This window comes from Streptomyces sp. NPDC055243, assembly GCF_044544025.1.
GTDB lineage: Bacteria > Actinomycetota > Actinomycetes > Streptomycetales > Streptomycetaceae > Streptomyces.
The window spans coordinates 161,159-177,533 of the sequence record NZ_JBITWR010000014.1 but is presented as its reverse complement, the minus strand read 5'-3'; the positions used below and the strand labels follow the sequence as shown (position 1 = coordinate 177,533).

Genomic DNA, 16,375 nt, shown 5'->3' with positions numbered 1-16,375 from the left:
TTGAAGCTGACGGGTCGTCAGATGGGAAGGGCGGGGAGGCACCAGGTGCCGTACGCGCCCTCCGGCGGTCGTCAACGGCCTTCGTACGAAGGCGAACGGCGCTCCACGAAGCTGGCCACGCCCTCGTTCGCGTCCGCCGTCGTCATGTTGATCTCCTGCGCCGCCGCCTCCGCCGCGAAGGCCGTCGCGCGGTCCGATTCCAGGGCCGCGTTGACCAGTTGCTTGGTCAGGGCGATGGCGCGGGTCGGGCCCGTCGCCAGCCGCTCCGCCCAGGCGCGGGCCGTCTTCTCCAGTTCGTCGGCCGGTACGACGCGGTTGACGAGCCCCAGCCGTTCGGCGTCCGCGGCCGGCACGGAGTCCCCGAAGAACATCAGCTCCTTGGCCCGCTGCGGCCCGATGAGGCGGGGCAGCAGATAGGCCCCGCCGCCGTCCGGCACCAGGCCGCGGCGCACGAACACCTCGATGAACTTGGCCTGTTCGGCGGCGATGACCAGGTCGCAGGCGAACGCGAGGTGCGCGCCGATCCCGGCCGCGGTCCCGTTCACCGCGGCGATCACCGGCTTCTCGCAGTCCAGGACGGCGGCGATGAGGCGCTGGGCGCCCTGCTTGATGGTGCGGGCCACGTCGCCGGGCACGCTCTCGGCACCGCCGCCGGGCGCACTGCCGCCAGGCGCACCCCCACCGGGCGCACCGCGCAGATCGGCGCCCGCGCAGAATCCCTTGCCGGTCGCGGTGATCACGACGGCGCGGACGGCGGGGTCGGCGGAGGCGTCGGCGAGCAGTGAGATGACGCGTTCGCGCTGGTCCCAGGTGACGGCGTTCATGGCTTCGGGCCGGTTGAGGGTGATCCACGAGACGGCGTTGTCAGTGGCGTGGAGTACCAATGAGTCGAGGGGATCAGTTCCGGCTTCGGGGGAGGGTGTCATGGGGTTGCGCGCTCCATTTCGCTGCGGGGTATTCGGGTGGGTGGGCGGGAGACACTCGCCGCGCAGCGGCGGCCTGGAAACCCGCTCACCGACAGACGGCAAGAGCATCGAGCGCGACAGCCCCCTGCCCCCGGGGCAGCACCATCAGGGGGTTGATGTCCAGCTCGGCCAGCTCGTCGCCCAGTTCGAGCGCCATCCTCTGCACCCGCAGCACGACTTCGACGAGCGCGTCGATGTCGGCGGGCGGCGCCCCGCGCACCCCGTCCAGCAGGGGACGACCCCGCAGCTCCGAGAGCATCGCGAGCGCCTGGTCCTCACCGAAGGGCGGCACCCGGACGGCCACGTCCCGCAGGACCTCGACAAGGACGCCCCCGAGCCCGACCGTCACCGTCGGCCCGAACAGCTCGTCCTGGGTCACGCCCACGACCATCTCGACGCCCCGCTCCACCATCTGGCAGACCAGCACGCCGTCCAGCGCGATCCCTTCGTACCGGGCGATGTCGGTCAGCTCCCGATAGGCGTCGCGCACCTGGCTGGCCGAGGTCAGGCCGACCTTCACCAGGCCAAGGTCGCTCTTGTGGGCGAGCCGCGCACCGGACGCCTTCATCACCACCGGGTAGCCGACGAGCCCCGCCGCCCGCACGGCCGCCGCCGCACTGGTCACCAACTGCTCGCGCGGTACGCGAATCCCGTACGCGCGCAGCAGCTGCTTCGCCGCGTGCTCGCTCAGCTGCTGACCGGACCGCATCAGGGCCTGGGCCTTGCGGAAGGAGGGCGATGCCGTGCGCGGCGCGTCGGCGAAGGGGGAGCGGTAGCGGGTGGTGAACCGGTGGTGGTCCAGATAGGAGCGCACCGCCGTGATGCAGTTGGCGAAGGTGCGGAAGGTGGCGACGCGCGACGAGCCGAGCAGCGTCGTGCGGTAGGCCTCCTCGGTGCCGACGGGCGAGCCCCACACCACGCACACCAGCTTGTCCGTCTGCTCCGCCGCGTCCGCCAGGTCCTGGGCCAGCTTGTCGCTCATGGGCGGAAAGGGGCCGGTGATGGGACAGATCAGTACCCCCACCTCCGGATCGTCCAGGATCGCGTCGATGATCTTCCGGCCGCGCCAGTCGCCCACCGGGTGCCCGCCGTTGTCGACGGGGTTGGCGACGTTGAGATAGTCCGGTATCCACTGGTGCAGCTCCGCCTGCTTGGCGTCGGAGAGGGCGGGAAGCCGCAGCCCCGCCTCGGTCGCCAGGTCCGAGAAGTGCGCGCCCGTGCCGCCCGAGATCGAATACACGACGACGCCCTCGGCCTTCGGGGGCCGCGCCCGCGCCAACAGGGCGGAGGTGTCCTGGAGTTCGTCGAGCCCGTCCACGCGGATCACGCCGAACTGCCGCATCGCCGCGTCGACGACCGTGTCGGCGCCGGTGAGTTTGCCGGTGTGTGAGGCGGCCGTGCGGGCGCCGGTCTCGGTGCGGCCGACCTTGACCGCGACGACGGGCACGCCGCGCTGGGCGGCGCGGTCGGCGGCGAGCAGGAAGGCGCGGCCGTCCTTGAGGCCCTCGACGTAGCAGGCGATGGCGCCGACCTCGGGGCGCTCGGCGAAGTAGGAGATGAAGTCGGAGGTCTCCAGGTCGGCTTCGTTGCCGGTGGGCGCCCAGTGCGAGAGGCGTACGCCGATCTCCTGCATCGTGAAGACGGGGCGCCCCTGGTGGCCGGACTGGGTGATCAGGGCGATCGCCGGTCCTTCGAGGTCGTCGCGGAACGTCTCGAAGGCGTTGAGGTTGGTGTTGGGCCCGAGCAGCCGCAGCCCCGAGCGCTCGACGGCGGCGGTGAGGCGGGCCTGCGCGAGCGCGCCTTCCTCGCCGGTCTCGGCGAACCCGGAGGCGAAGGCGACGGCGAACTTCACCTTGGACTCGGCGAGTTCCTCGATCACGGGAAGGGGATCACTGACGAGGAGTACGGCCAGATCGACTGGTTCCGGCAGGTCGGCGACGGAGGGGAAGCAGGGTGTGCCGAAGACGGTTTGCCGGGTGGGGTGCACGGGGTGCAGCCGGGCGCCGCACCGCTCGGCCCAGTCCATGAGCTGACGCGTGATGCCGGTGTTCGGCCGCCCCTCGGCGTCCGACGCGCCGATGACGGCGACGGCCTCGGGGCGGAAGAACCGGTCCAGGTCCGGTACGTCGGCGTGCAGCGGACGGCCGCTGACGTCCAGATCGTCCGCCGTGGGGGCATGGCCGTGGACGGCCGGTGCCGGGGTCTCGCCGCAGGCCACAACACGCGCGCGGCGGGGGTCGGTGGTGAAGGTGCCGTATGTCGATCCAAGCATCGGTCCGCCCCGCTCCTGTGTGACAGCAACTCAACTGACGCATAGTCAGATTACTGAACTGACGCTGTGTCAGGAACAGTGCTGCACCGGCGGATTGGGGCGGTCCTTCTAGCAGTACCCAGGTGCCCTGGGGGGCTACTCCCCTCTCGGTGGCTGCGCCGCCGGGAGGGGGTAGTACCGGCCATCGGGGGGTGCCGTGAGGGGGGCGTCGGTCGACTGCGGCGTCGTTGTGGCTGGTCGCGCAGTTCCCCGCGCCCCTTTGGGGCGCCCCCTCCGGGCCCTGTCAGCGGCCCCCGCCCCGCGTTCTCGCCACCGCCTTCGCGATCTTCTCCGCGTCCATCGCCATCTCGCGCAGCATTCCGCTGATGGGGTTCGTGAAGCCGGTGAAGTAGAGGCCGGGGGCCGACTTCGGGGTGCGGGCGCCGCGGACGAGGGGGGTGCCCTTCTCGTCGAGTACGCCGAGTTCGCCGAGGATCGGCTCCAGGGCGCGGCGGTAGCCCGTGGCGGCGACGACCGTGTCGGGGGCGATCACGCTGCCGTCGGCCAGGACGACCTTGCCGTCCTCGAAGGACTCGACGGCCGCGACCGGTTCGACCCGGCCCTTGCGCACCGCGTCGATCAGGCCCACGTCCTGCACCGGGATCGCACCCTCCTTGACCCGGGAGTACAGGCCGGTGGTGGGGCGGGGCAGTCCCTTCGCGGACAGGTCGGGGACGCTCACCTTGGCGATCGGGCCCGCGAGACGGTCCACGAGCGAGACCGGCAGCCGGCGGCAGAGGATGCCCGTGCGCTGCGCGGGCCACCCCGCCGTGGAACGGCGGACGATGTGCGGCGCGGTGCGCACCGCGAGGCGGACGCGGGCGGCGCCCCCGGCGGCGAGGTCCACGGCGATCTCGGCGCCGGTGTTGCCGACGCCGACGACCAGGACGTCCTTGCCTGCGTAGGGGCGGGGCTCGCGGTAGGCGCTCGCGTGCAGGAGCTCACCCGTGTACGTGTCGCGGCCCGGCCAGTCCGGCAGGTGGGGGGTGTGGTTGTACCCGGTGGCGATCACCACCGCGCTGCCGGTCAGCTCGCGGCCGCCGGTGGCGTGCAGCAGCCAGCCGGTGCCGTCGGCCGTGCGCTCCAGGCGGGAGACCTCGACGCCGGTGACGATCTCCAGCTGGTGGAACTCGGCGTACTTCTCCAGGTAGCGCAGGACGTTGTCACGTGACACCCACCGTCCGAAGCCGCGGGGTATCGCGAGCCCCGGCAGTGCGGAGAGGCGTCGCGTCGTGTGCAGGCGCAGGCGGTCGTAGTGCGTGCGCCAGGAGGCGCCGACCCGGTCGGACTTCTCGAGCACGACCGCGCGGACGCCGCGCGCACGCAGGGCGGCCGCCACGGAGAGCCCGCCGGGTCCGCCGCCGACGACGTATACGGGGCGGTCTTGGTGTGGCGTTTGTGGGGGAGTGGTGTCGGCCATGAATCTGAGAGTAATCACGTGGTCACTTGATGGGGGACGGTCAAGCCCCAAACCGGTTGCGAATTGATCACGGGTGTGCGCGAGAGGTCCTCCGCCGGTGGGGTTCCACGACCGGCCGACGGGCCACGCCTCGTACGCCCTCTTGCGTACGCCTCTTGCGCGCGCGTCGGGGATGCGTTGAACTGACGTACCGTCAGAAACGTACCTGGGTCTGGAGAGGCTGCCGCATGGACGTGAGCACCGCGAGCCCGCGCTACGACCTCCCCGAGCCCGACGCCTTCACCCGCCCCTACTGGGACGCGGCGGCCGACGGCGAGCTCCTGATCCGCCGCTGCGGCGCCTGCGGCAAGGCGCACCACTACCCCCGCGAGTTCTGCCCGCACTGCTGGAGCGAGGAGGGCGGCTGGGAACGGGCGAGCGGCCGGGCCACGCTCTACACCTGGTCCGTGGTGCACCGGAACGACCTGCCGCCGTTCGGCTCCCGCGTCCCGTACGTCGCCGCGGTCGTCGACCTCGCCGAGGGCCCGCGCATGATGACGGAGATCGTCGACTGCGAGGAGGGCGAGCTGCGGATCGGGATGGCGCTGGAGGTGGCGTTCCGTGCGGCGGGCGAGGGGGGAAGCGTGACGGTGCCGGTGTTCCGGCCGGAGCGGTGACGAGCCGGGCGACAAGGTGGGCGACGAGCGGGGCCGTAATCCGCTTCTGCTCGTGGTGGGCCGCGAGGGATCATGACCCATGGACTCCTCGAACCCCCACGGCTCCTGGCAGTTGACCTCCGACCTCGACCAATTCCTCGCCGGGGCGGAGCATTTCCTGCACTCCGACCCGGCCACGCACACCATTTTCCTCACCACCGGCGACACGTTGCGCAGGCGCGGGCCGCATGTGTACGGGGACGACGCACCCCGCTTCGGCATCCGCGCCGGAGTCGGCGGCGCCGTGGAGGGCGTCTTCATGTGGACCCCGCCGCACCGGCTCGCGCTGAGCCCGCTCGTGGACGAGGCGGCCACCGACGATCTCGCCGCGCTGCTCTCCGACGCGGGCCAGAAGCTGTCCGGCGTGGGCGGTCCGCGGGACACCGCCGAGGCGTTCGCGCGGGCCTGGCAGCGGCACACGGGAGCCACCGCCGACGTCGCCTACCGCGACCGGCTCTACCGCCTGGGCACGCTCACCCCGCCCGCGTCCCTCCTGGAGGGCGGCGCGCGCGTCGCCGCCGAGGGCGACAGGGAGCTGCTGATGCGCTGGCACCGGGAGTTCGGTGAGGCCCTGGGGGAGAGCCGGGCGATGGAGTCCGGCACGTGGGCCGACACCCGCATCGCCTACGGAGGCATCACCCTCTGGGAGACCCCCGACGGCACCCCCGCCGCCATGGCGGGCCGCACGCGCCGCGTCGCGGGCCAGGCCCGGGTGGCCCCCGTGTACACCCCCGAGGCACTGCGCGGCCGTGGCTACGCGGGAGCCGCGACGGCCGAGGTCAGCCGCGCCGCGCTCGCCGACGGCGCGGACGACGTGCTGCTCTTCGCCGACCTCGGCAACGCCACGAGCACCGGGCTCTACCAGCGGCTCGGCTTCCGCCCGGTGCGGGACTTCGCGCAGTACGGCTTCACCCGGTGACGTTCACGCGGTGATTCCCAGGCCCTGGTCCTCACGGCCACAGCAGCTCCTTGACCCAGTCGCCGTCCGTCTCCCTGCGGTAGCGCAGCCGCACGTGCCGGCGCCGGGCGTCGCCCTGGAAGAACTCGACCTCCGCCGGTTCGAGTACGTACAGCGTCCAGCTCGGTGCCGGGGCGTCCGGCTCCGCCTGCGCGTGCTCCCAAGCGGCCTGGCTCGCGGCCACCAGATCCCCGTACGCAGGCAGTACTTCGCTCTGCCTGCCGACCAGCGCCGAAGCCAGCGCCCCGGGCGAACGGCGTGCGAGATCGGCGCGGCTCTCGGCGGCGCCCGCCGCCGTGACCCGGCCCCGCACCCGGACCTGACGCCCCTGCACGGGCCAGTAGAACCCGAGCGCGGCGTCCGGTCGCGCCGCGAGCTGGCGGCCCTTCGCGCTGCCCGCGTGCGAGCCGAAGTGCCAGCCGGCGTCGTCGGCGTCGTGCAGCATCAGCGTCCGTACGTCGGGGCGCCCCGACGCGTCCGCCGTGGCCAGCGTCATCGTGTGCGGCTCCACCTGCCCCGCCTCGGCCACGTCCACGAACCACTGCCAGAAGAGGGGCAGCGGGGCGGCGGGGGCCGCCGCCGGGTCGAAGACGGGCAGCTCGGTGTCCCAGACGCGCAGGGAGCGCAGGAGGGCGCGGCCGTGGGTGATGTCATCGGGCCTGTCGGTGTCGTCCATCCGGCGAATCTACGGGAGCGGCCACCGAGGCCGGCTCACCCCGCCCCACCGCCCGTCCGCCCGTCCACCCCGCGAAGGCTCCTCACCCCCTGCCGAGCACCACCGTCCCCGACGAGCAGAACCAGCCGCCCGTTCCCGATGCCACTGCCACCTCCGGCAGGCGGTTGCCCGGTCTCCGGACCTGGCGGCCTTCGCCTGCCTCGCCGCGCAGCTGTCGTACCGCCTCCACCAGCAGGAACAGGCCGCGCATTCCCGGGTGTTGGGCCGACAGGCCGCCGCCGTCCGTGTTCGTCGGGAGTTCGCCGTCCCGCAGCAGACGGCCCTTCTCCACGAACGCGCCGCCCTCGCCCTTCGCGCAGAACCCGAGGTCCTCGAGTGTCACCAGGGTCATGTAGGTGAAGGCGTCGTAGATCTGCGCCACGTCCACGTCCTCGGGGCGTACCCCCGCCCGTTCGAACGCGAGGCGACCGCTCACCGCCGCCGGGGAGACCGTGAAGTCCTCCCACTCCGACATCGTCGTGTGCGAGACGTGCTCGCCGGTGCCGAGCACCCAGACCGGGGTCGACGCGCAGTCGGCCACGTACTCCTCCGCCGCGAGGAGCACCGCGCATCCGCCGTCGGAACGAATGCAGCAGTGCAGTTTGGTGAACGGGTCCGCGATCATCGGGCCGCCCAGGACCTCGTCGACCGTGATCGGGTCGCGGTACATCGCGTCGGGGTTTGTCGCCGCGTTCGCCCGCGCCTGGACCGCCACGGAGGCGAGCTGTTCGAGCGTCGTGCCGTACTCGTGCATGTGGCGGCGCGCGGCCATCGCGTACTTGGAGATCAGGGAGTGGCCGTAGGGGACCTCGAACTGGAGGGGGCCGCGCGCACCGAAGGAGAGGTTCGACGTGCGGCGTCTCGCCTTGATGTCCGCCCTCGCCGTCGAGCCGTAGACAAGGAGTACGGCGTTGGCCCGGCCCGTCGCGATCGCGTCCGCCGCGTGCGCCGCCATGACCTCCCACGTGGCGCCGCCGACGGAGGTGGAGTCGACCCAGCGCGGCTTCAGGCCGAGGTACTCGGCGACCTCGACCGGGGCGAGCGTGCCCAGGCCCGCGGACGCGATCCCGTCGACGACCTCGCGGCCGAGGCCCGAGTCGGCCAGGGCGCGGCGGGCCGCCTGGGCGTGCAGGGCGTAGGGAGTGGCCTCGTCGACGCGGCCGCAGTCGGAGAGGGATATGCCGACGACGGCCACCTTGCGGGGGCGGGACGCCGACGCCGCGCCCGCACCGGCCGACGCCTCACGGGGGCTGAGGGGAAGGGGAGTTGGCATGAATCTGACGGTACATCAGATCGCGCCCGGCCAGGGAGGTGTTACGTCTCGTCGCGGCCCTGTGCATCTGGCGGGTGCCGATTTAGCATGACGGCCCGTCAGATCTGGGTCGGCGGACACCGCCGCGACCCGGGGGAGGAGCCCGCCGATGGACGCCGCCTTCACCGCGGAGCAGGAAGAAATCCGCCGCACCCTTCGTGAGCTCGTCACCAAACGCTGCGGCCCGGACGAGGTGAAGACCGCGGTCCGCACCCCCGCCGGATACGACGCCGCCCTCTGGTCCGCCCTCGCCGAACAGCTCGGCCTGCCCGGCATCGCCCTGCCCGAGAGGTACGGCGGCGTGGGGTGCGGCTCGGCGGAGCTCGCCCTCAGCGGCGAGGAGCTGGGCCGCGCCCTCGCCCCGTCGCCCCTCTTCGCCACCGCCGCGCTCGCCGCCCCGCTCGTCGAGCGCCTGGGCACCGAGGAGCAGCGGGCGGCGCTGCTGCCCCGCATCGCGGAGGGCGGCCTGACCGCCGCGCTCGCCGTGCCCGGCACCGGGCTCGCCACCGCACTCGGCCTCGTCGGTGACAACCTCGGCGACTGGTCGGGCGGCGGCCGTGCGGGCGGCGTGCAGGCCAAGCTCTCGGACGGCGTCTGGCGGCTCTACGGCCAGGCCGAGCAGGTCCTCGACGGGCACAGCGCGGGGCTGCTCGTCGTGGCCGCGCACACGGGGGGCTTCGCCCGTTCCCGTACGCTCCTCTATCTCGTCCGGGAGGGCGTCGCGGGACTCGTGCGGACCCGGCAGACCTCCCTCGACGAGACGCGTCCGCAGGCCCGCGTCGAACTGCGCGACGTGGAGGCGGAGTTGCTCGGCGCCGCCGACGACGCCGATGTGCCGGGCGCGCTCGCCGCGGTCGGCGACACCGCCGCCACCGTGCTCGCCGCGGAAGCCGTGGGCGCGGCGGACCGGGCCCTTGAGCGGACGGTCGAGTACGTGAAGCAGCGCGAGCAGTTCGGGCGGGCGATCGGGTCCTTCCAGGCGGTGAAGCACCGGCTCGCTGACGTGTACGTACAGGTGCAGGCCGCGCGCTCCGCCGCGTATTACGCGGCGTGGGCGGCCGGGGCGGAATCCGAGCAGGTGGGAGGGCTGGCCCTGGCGCAGGCCCTGGACGCGCTGCGGACCGCCGCGTCGGAGGCCGTGCAACTGCACGGCGGCATCGGCTTCACCTGGGAGCACGAGGCGCACCTGTACTTCAAGCGGGCGTCGAGCGACGAGCTGCTGTTCGGCCCCGTGCACCGGCTGCGGGCGCGCGCGGCGGAACGGGCCGAGCTGTTCACCCCCACCGGGGCCGAGCCGACGGTGGCCGTCTGATGCCGCCCGGTGTGCGCCTGATGCAGAAGGTGTCGTCCACCCGGGCCTTCGCGAAGATCGCCCCGCACTTCATCCCCGCGATGGACCGCGCGGTGCACCGCCTCACGCGCGGCAAGGTGCTGCTCAGCGCGACGATGCTGCCGGGGGTGATCCTCACGGTGCGCGGCGCCAAGAGCGGCATTCCGCGGCGCACTCCCTTGGCCTGTATGCCGGAGGAGAAGGGGAGTTGGATTCTGGTCGGCTCCAACTTCGGGCGCCCGGGACACCCCGCCTGGACCGGCAACCTCATCGCCCATCCGGATGCCGACGTCAACTGGCAGGGCGCGGACATTCCGGTCAGGGCACGGCTGTTGACGGGGGACGAGCGGGCGCAGGCGTGGCAGGCGGCGCTCAAGTTCTGGCCGCCGTACGCGACGTACCAGTCCCGCGTGGAGCGGGAGATCCGCCTGTTCCGCCTGGAGCGGCGGGCGGAGTGACCGCACGGGTGGCCGCGCAGGTGACTGCACGAGTGACCACCTGGGCAGAACAGCGGCGGATCACTGGAACACCGTGATCCGCCGCTGCGGTGACAGGACTTGAGAAAGCGTCAGAAGACACGTCCGAGAGACGTGTGGGATGCCCTACTTCGTCGGCTTCTTACCTGTTACGCCCAAATGCACCAACAGTGCCAGATTTGGCTTGAGTTCGGCCTGCTTGACACCCCACGTCTGGAAACCCCGCTGATGCGAGGCGACCGCGGCGAGCATCGCCACCAAGGAGCCGGCCATCGCCGCCGGGCTCACGTCCTTGTCGACCTTGCCCTTGGCCTGGAGCTCCTTGACCGTGTCCGTAAGGGAGTTGTTGACCGAGTTCAGGATCTTCATGCGGATCTTGTAGAAGCGTTTGTCACCTTCCGCGGCGCCCAGATCGACGACCCGGAGGATCGCGTCGTTCTTGCGCCAGAAGTCGAGAAAGCCCTCGACCAGCTCCTGTGCGGTCTGCCAACCCGCCTTGCCGACCCAGGAGCGGCCGTCGAGGAGCTGGGTCAACTCGGCACCCTCGGCCGCCATTTGCTCGGCGATCTCCAGGACGGCGCCCTCGACGTCCGGGAAGTACTGATAGAAGGTCGCGGGTGAAGTCCCCGCCTTCCGGGCGACGTCGATGACTTTGACGTCCCGGTAGGGCGAGGAGCTGAGCATCTCGCTGAGGCAGTCGAGCAGCTTCTGACGCGTCGCCTGACCGCGCCGACCGGCCACGCGGCCGTCGACGGTACGTACCTGTCCTGTCATGCCGTCAGCTTACCGAGGGGTGATCGGAGCGCGATTCGGCCGAGTGCAAATGGGGTTCGCCGCCCTCCTGGGGCCGCCTTGAAGGACGTATTCCGCTCGATTCCGCCCCTCGCTCCGGGGCCACCGGTGAATGGTTCATGTGTTCGAATCGACTTTCGCTCACATATCTCCCCCTTCTCGCGTCTCCTTTGTCCCACAACACCCCGATCCCGCCCCGGGTTCGCAACGACCGCCCCGTACAGGAAGAATCAGGGTGCGTGCCGCCGGAGCGGCTCGGTGGTGAGACGCTGCTCGGGGCCGCTCATACGGCGCCCGCGTACGGGGAGGTGGCAGGGCAAGTGGTGGATCAGCTGACGCAGCACGATCCGAGGCGGATCGGCCCGTTCGAGGTGCTCGGCCGGCTCGGAGCCGGTGGCATGGGCCTTGTCTACCTCGCGCGCTCCGCGTCAGGGCGGCGCGTGGCGATCAAGACGGTGCGGACCGAGCTCGCCGAGGACCAGCTGTTCCGCGTCCGCTTCACGCGCGAGGTCGAGGCGGCACGGGCCGTGTCCGGTTTCTATACGGCCGCTGTCGTGGACGCAGACCCGCGCGCGGCCGTGCCGTGGCTGGCCACCGCGTACGTACCGGCCCCCTCGCTCGAAGAAATAGTGAATGAACACGGGCCGCTGCCCACCCAGGCCGTGCGCTGGCTGGCGGCCGGCGTCGCCGAGGCCCTGGAGTCCATCCACGGCGCGGGCCTCGTCCACCGTGACCTCAAGCCGTCGAACGTCCTCGTGGTGGAGGACGGGCCCCGCGTGATCGACTTCGGAATCGCGTCCGGCGTCTCCAACACCCGGCTGACCATGACGAACGTCGCCGTGGGCACGCCCGCGTACATGTCGCCCGAGCAGGCCAAGGACTCGCGCAGCGTCACCGGCGCCAGTGACGTCTTCTCGCTCGGCTCGATGCTCGTCTTCGCCGCCACCGGGCACGCGCCCTTCCACGGCGCGAACCCCGTCGAGACCGTCTTCATGCTCCTGCGCGAGGGTCCTGACCTGGAGGGACTCCCGGACGAGCTGCGTCCGCTCATCGAGACCTGCATGCAGATGGAGGCGCCGCTGCGGCCGAGCCCCGCCGACCTCCAGGCGCAGCTCGCCCCGCACCTCTTCGCCTCCGAGAGCGAGGACGGCGACAGCGGCACGGCGTCCGCGTGGCTGCCGGAGCGCGCCGTCGCGCTGATCGAGGCCCGCCGCGGCGGCCGTCCGCCCGCGCGGGCCGCGCTCGCGGGGTCGGGCAGGAGCGGCGGCCGCGGCGGCGCCCCCGCCGTGGCCCCGCCGCCTCCGCAGCACGCGCCGCCGGTGCCGCCGACGCAGCCGCCGCCCTTCGGTGGCGTGCCGGACGCCGGTCCCGTGCACCTCGCCGGGGCGAAGGTGCCGATCGGTCCCGGCCCGCGGGTGGCCGACGCGCGCGCCGCCGCCGTGAGCCTGCCGCCCACCGACGGCGGGCTCGCCGCCTCGTGGTCGCGGGCCAAGGCCGCGGCGAACGGCGTGGACCCCGTGGTGCCCGCGCCCACCGTCGCGCCGGAGGCGGGCGCCGCGTGGCGGCCGTGGCGGTTCCGGATGTCGAACGACGTGTGGGGTACGCCCGCCGTCGCGGGGAACCTCGTGTACGTCACGTCCTTCGAGGTCCACGCCCTGGACGTCGGCACGGGCCGCCGCAGCTTCAAGACGCGGGACGTCGCCTGGTCCATGGCGGTCGCCGACGGACGTATCCACGCGTCGGACGGCCCCACGCTCTACGCCCTGGACGGCGCCGACGGCACCGACCTGTGGCGCCTGAACACCGACGCCTGGGTGTACTCCCTGCAGGCCGACCGCGGCACCGTCGTCACCGGGACGCGCGGCGGCGGCGTACAGGCCTGGGAGGCCGCGAACGGCGCGAAGCTCTGGGAGATCACCGGGGCCCAGACCGACTTCGAGACCCCCGAGGCGGGCCCCGTCGTCCACGACGGCACGGTCTACGTCTGGAAGGACGCACGGCTGCGCGCCCTGGAGGCCCGCACGGGCGACGAGCGCTGGTCGTACCCCATCGGCGACGCGGCCTCCTGCGGCGGCGTGCCGGTGCGGCTCGCGCCCGCGCAGGACGGGTACGTGTACGTGTCCGCGGGCAGCCGGGTCCTCGCCATCGACGTGGCCGCGGGCCACGTCAGGTGGCACTTCGAGGCCCCCGCCGCGTTCCTGTGTCCGCCCGCGTTCGCGCCGGGGCCCGCCGTCACCGGCGGTGGCGTGTACCTGGCGGACTACCTGGGCACCGTGTACGCCCTGGACGCCACGGACGGCCGTGACCGCTGGCGCATCGCCACGGAGTCCCGGGCGTCGATCGAGCCGGTCCTGGTCGCCGACGGCCACGTCCACGTGGGCAGCGGCAAGGGGCTCTACACGCTGGACGCGGTGACGGGGACGCCGAAGTGGCGCTTCCAGGCCGGCGGCGAGGTCGTCGGCACGCCCGTCGTCGCCGACCGGCGCATCCACTTCGGATCGACGGACCACCTCCTGTACACGCTGAAGGCGGACGACGGCCGGCTGCGCTGGAAGCTGGCCACGGGCGGCGAGATCACCGGGGCGCCGGTGGTGCGGGACGGCGTGGTGTACGCGTGCAGCAAGGACCGCTGCGTGTACGCGCTGGACGCGGAGCGGGGGACCGGCACCGCTCGCTCCTAGGTGCCGCCGGGGCGAGGGCCGCGCGTCGTGACGGCCGTCGCACCAGCGTTGGAAGGGGCTCCGGACGGCGGCCGTCCACTCGTGACGTTACGCCGAGTGCGTGAACCCTGCCAGGCGACGGCCTGAGCCGCTCACCTGGTACGGAAGCCGCCTACCTGGTCCGGAAGCCGGTCCCGCGCCCCGTGAACAGTCCCGCCTGGCGCTCCGGCGGCAGGTTGCCGAGGGCGATGAGGTGGGGCGCCTGGGCCAGGGCCTGGGTGCGGGCCGCCTCCTTCGCCGACCAGAGCGCGCGTACCGTGCCCTGGACCGGCTCGGTCGGGCAGGAGGCGATGACCTCGGCCGCGCGGGTGGCCGCCGTCAGCAGATCCCCGGCCGACGTGAGTTCCGAGACCAGGCCCGTCTCGTACGCCCGGCGCGCGGAGACCCGCTCGGCCGTCCCCATCAGCGACATCCTCGCGACCTCGCCCAGCGGCATGCGCTGCGCCATGAGGATCGCCTCGTACGCGCTGACCATCCCGTAGGTGGTGTGCGGGTCGAAGAACGTGGCGTGCTCGGCGGCGATCACGAACTCCGCCTCGCCCAGGAGGTAGAAGGCGCCGCCGCACGCCATCCCGTTGACCGCCGCGATCACCGGTTTCCACAGGTCGTTGGCCTTGGGGCCGACGGAGAGGAGCGGATCGTCCATCGAGTAGGGGGAGCCGGGCTGCGGCACGTCCGTGTCGCGGTCGATCCCCGTGCAGAACGCTTTCTCCCCGGCTCCGGTGAGGACGATCGCCCGCACGGTGTCGTCGAACCGGAACTCGCGCCACGTGGCGGCGAGTTGAGCAGCCGTATCGAGGTCGATGGCGTTGTGGCGGGCGGGGCGGTCGAGGGTGACGACCGCGACGCCCGCCTCCTTGTCGAAGGCCGTCCGCAGGCTCATGGCCGCTCCAGGAGCCAGCGGGGCATCGCGATCCCGCCCACCTCGGTGAACGCGACCTGCACCTTCGCGCCGATGCGGAGGCGGTCGGGGTCGACGGAGTCCAGCGGGGCGTCCGGGGCGGCGACGAGGTTGCCGACCAGGCGGATGCGGGGGGCGTCGGCCAGCTCGACGATGATCGCGTTGTACGGGGCGTGAGCCGCGTAGGCGGGGAGCAGGGGCGGGTGCGGGCGGACGTAGGACCAGATGCGGCCCCGTCCGCTCATGCGGCGCCACTCGCTGTCGAAGGACTGGCAGTGGGGGCAGCAGGGTCTGGGCGGGAACCTCAGCTCGTCGCAGGCGGTGCAGGCTTGTATGCGGAGTTCGCCCTGGGCCGCGTACTCCCAGAAGGGGGCGCCGTCTGTATCAATGGTGGGGGACAGCAGGGGCTCGGTGCTCGCGTCTGCCATGTTCTCGCCTCTTCCGGGTACGGGCCGTCGTGGTTGCTCGCGCTCACGCGGCGGAGCCGCAAATGTCACAGCCCCGCGCCCCTTACGGGGCCCGCAGGAGTACCGCGGATGTCGGGACACCCTCGCCCGCCGTCACCAAACACGTGGCCGCATCGGGGACTTGAGCCGTGCTCGTCCCCCTCAGCTGCTTCACGCCCTCGTTGATGAGGTTGAAGCCGTGCACATACGCCTCGCTCAGGCCGCCGCCCCCGGTGTTGATCGGCAGCCGGCCCCCGCTCTCCAGCGCGCCGCCCTCCGTGAACGCGCCGCCCTCGCCCCGGCCGCAGAAGCCGTAGCCCTCCAGGGACAGCGGGATCAGCGGGGTGAACGCGTCGTAGATCTGCGCCACGTCCACGTCCTCGGGGGCGAAGTCCGCCTGCTTCCAGAGCTGGCGGGCCGCCGTCCACGCCGGGCCCGTCAGCGGGTCGTCGTTCCAGTAGTTGACCATCCCGTGGTGCTGCGCGGGCAGGCCCTGGGCGACGGAGTGGACGTACACCGGCTTCTGGCGGCAGTCCCGGGCCCGCTCGGCGGAGACGATCACGCACGCCAACGCGCCGTCCGTCTCCAGGCAGTTGTCGAAGAGGCAGAGCGGCTCGCTGATCCAGCGCGAGGACATGTACATCTCGCGGGTCAGCGGGCGTTCGTACATCATCGCGGCCGGGTTCTGGTTGGCCCGGTTCCTGCACGCGAGGGCCACATTGAACAGGTGGTCGCGGGTCGCCCCGTACTCGTGCATGTAGCGGCGCGCCAGCATCCCGATCTCGTCCGCCGGGCGCAGCAGCCCGAAGGGGCGCGTCCACTGGGCGGGGGTGGGGAGTTGGACGGCCGTGTTCTTCCAGGGGCGCGGCCCGCTGCCCCGCTTGCGTGAGCGCCAGGCGATGCCGACGCTCGCCTGGCCGGTGGCTACGGCGGCGGCGAGGTGCGCGATGGTCGCGCAGGAACCGCCGCCCCCGTAGCCCACTTTGCTGAAGAAGGTCACGTCGCCCGCGCCGATCGCCTTGGCGATCTCGACCTCGTCCGTCTCCTCCATCGTGTACGAGGCGAACGCGTCGACCTCGGACGGGGCGATGCCCGCGTCGTCGAGCGCGGCGACGATCGCCCGGCAGGCCAACGTCTTCTCGTCCTCGGGCAGTTGTTTCGCGAAGGCGGTCTGCCCGATCCCGACTATCGCTGTAGCGTCTTTGAGTGAAGCCATGGGCAACGACACCTCCGCGAGTGGCGAGGCTCCAGGGCTTCGCCATACGTCGTCCCGACTGCTGACAGCGCGTCAGGTTACAGCTAATCTGACGGAGTGTCAGCTACTGCGGCGGAGG

Annotated in this window: 14 protein-coding genes; 5 read left to right on the top strand and 9 right to left on the bottom strand. The window is 72.4% G+C overall.

Annotated elements, in window-relative coordinates; genetic code table 11:
• Nucleotides 1-71: 71 nt before the first annotated feature.
• From ACIGXX_RS33370 to ACIGXX_RS33360, 3 genes are all read right to left on the bottom strand, one after another.
• Nucleotides 72-926 (bottom strand): enoyl-CoA hydratase/isomerase family protein, encoded by an 855-nt coding sequence (locus ACIGXX_RS33370; protein ID WP_399981273.1) that lies wholly within the window; start codon nucleotides 924-926, stop codon nucleotides 72-74.
• An 85-nt stretch (nucleotides 927-1,011) separates the two neighbouring features.
• Entirely contained in the window at nucleotides 1,012-3,237 is a 2,226-nt protein-coding gene (locus ACIGXX_RS33365) for an acetate--CoA ligase family protein (protein WP_399981270.1), read from the bottom strand.
• A 283-nt stretch (nucleotides 3,238-3,520) separates the two neighbouring features.
• A complete protein-coding gene (locus ACIGXX_RS33360; RefSeq protein ID WP_361466166.1) occupies nucleotides 3,521-4,696 on the bottom strand; it encodes an NAD(P)/FAD-dependent oxidoreductase in 1,176 nt (391 codons plus the stop codon).
• Between the two features lie 227 nt (nucleotides 4,697-4,923).
• Here ACIGXX_RS33360 and ACIGXX_RS33355 point away from each other — a divergent pair, with 227 nt between their 5' ends.
• Nucleotides 4,924-5,352 carry a Zn-ribbon domain-containing OB-fold protein gene (locus tag ACIGXX_RS33355; RefSeq protein ID WP_351162712.1) on the top strand — a complete coding sequence of 143 codons (429 nt, stop codon included), beginning with the start codon at nucleotides 4,924-4,926 and terminating at the stop codon, nucleotides 5,350-5,352.
• Between the two features lie 79 nt (nucleotides 5,353-5,431).
• Nucleotides 5,432-6,310, top strand: coding sequence for a GNAT family N-acetyltransferase (locus ACIGXX_RS33350; protein ID WP_399981265.1), 879 nt, complete (start codon nucleotides 5,432-5,434; stop codon nucleotides 6,308-6,310).
• A 31-nt stretch (nucleotides 6,311-6,341) separates the two neighbouring features.
• On the opposite strand, the gene ACIGXX_RS33345 is transcribed toward ACIGXX_RS33350, so the two are convergent.
• Nucleotides 6,342-7,025, bottom strand: coding sequence for a pyridoxal 5'-phosphate synthase (locus tag ACIGXX_RS33345; protein WP_366462312.1), 684 nt, complete (start codon nucleotides 7,023-7,025; stop codon nucleotides 6,342-6,344).
• Between the two features lie 82 nt (nucleotides 7,026-7,107).
• Nucleotides 7,108-8,337 carry a thiolase C-terminal domain-containing protein gene (locus ACIGXX_RS33340; protein WP_351162718.1) on the bottom strand — a complete coding sequence of 410 codons (1,230 nt, stop codon included), beginning with the start codon at nucleotides 8,335-8,337 and terminating at the stop codon, nucleotides 7,108-7,110.
• 148 nt (nucleotides 8,338-8,485) lie between these two features.
• On the opposite strand from ACIGXX_RS33340, the gene ACIGXX_RS33335 reads away from it, so the two are divergent.
• Nucleotides 8,486-9,688 (top strand): acyl-CoA dehydrogenase family protein, encoded by a 1,203-nt coding sequence (locus ACIGXX_RS33335; RefSeq protein WP_383819167.1) that lies wholly within the window; start codon nucleotides 8,486-8,488, stop codon nucleotides 9,686-9,688.
• Entirely contained in the window at nucleotides 9,688-10,164 is a 477-nt protein-coding gene (locus ACIGXX_RS33330; protein ID WP_399981260.1) for a nitroreductase family deazaflavin-dependent oxidoreductase, read from the top strand. The genes ACIGXX_RS33335 and ACIGXX_RS33330 overlap by 1 nt, the downstream gene beginning before the upstream one ends.
• A 144-nt stretch (nucleotides 10,165-10,308) precedes the next feature.
• On the opposite strand, the gene ACIGXX_RS33325 is transcribed toward ACIGXX_RS33330, so the two are convergent.
• Nucleotides 10,309-10,956: a TetR family transcriptional regulator gene (locus ACIGXX_RS33325; RefSeq protein ID WP_351162724.1), complete on the bottom strand. Its 648-nt coding sequence runs from the start codon at nucleotides 10,954-10,956 to the stop codon at nucleotides 10,309-10,311.
• Between the two features lie 338 nt (nucleotides 10,957-11,294).
• Here ACIGXX_RS33325 and ACIGXX_RS33320 point away from each other — a divergent pair, with 338 nt between their 5' ends.
• Complete coding sequence (locus ACIGXX_RS33320; protein WP_351162726.1) at nucleotides 11,295-13,655, top strand: serine/threonine-protein kinase; 2,361 nt, start codon at nucleotides 11,295-11,297, stop codon at nucleotides 13,653-13,655.
• Between the two features lie 151 nt (nucleotides 13,656-13,806).
• Here the strand turns inward: ACIGXX_RS33320 and ACIGXX_RS33315 are convergent, their stop codons facing one another.
• The 3 genes from ACIGXX_RS33315 to ACIGXX_RS33305 form a co-directional block, all read right to left on the bottom strand.
• Nucleotides 13,807-14,577 carry an enoyl-CoA hydratase/isomerase family protein gene (locus ACIGXX_RS33315; RefSeq protein ID WP_351162728.1) on the bottom strand — a complete coding sequence of 257 codons (771 nt, stop codon included), beginning with the start codon at nucleotides 14,575-14,577 and terminating at the stop codon, nucleotides 13,807-13,809.
• The gene (locus ACIGXX_RS33310; RefSeq protein ID WP_351162730.1) at nucleotides 14,574-15,023 is read right to left on the bottom strand and encodes an OB-fold domain-containing protein; all 450 of its coding nucleotides are present in this window, start codon (nucleotides 15,021-15,023) and stop codon (nucleotides 14,574-14,576) included. Before ACIGXX_RS33310 ends, ACIGXX_RS33315 begins: the two co-directional genes overlap by 4 nt.
• A gap of 82 nt (nucleotides 15,024-15,105) precedes the next feature.
• Entirely contained in the window at nucleotides 15,106-16,257 is a 1,152-nt protein-coding gene (locus ACIGXX_RS33305) for a lipid-transfer protein (RefSeq protein WP_366462315.1), read from the bottom strand.
• Nucleotides 16,258-16,375: the final 118 nt, after the last annotated feature.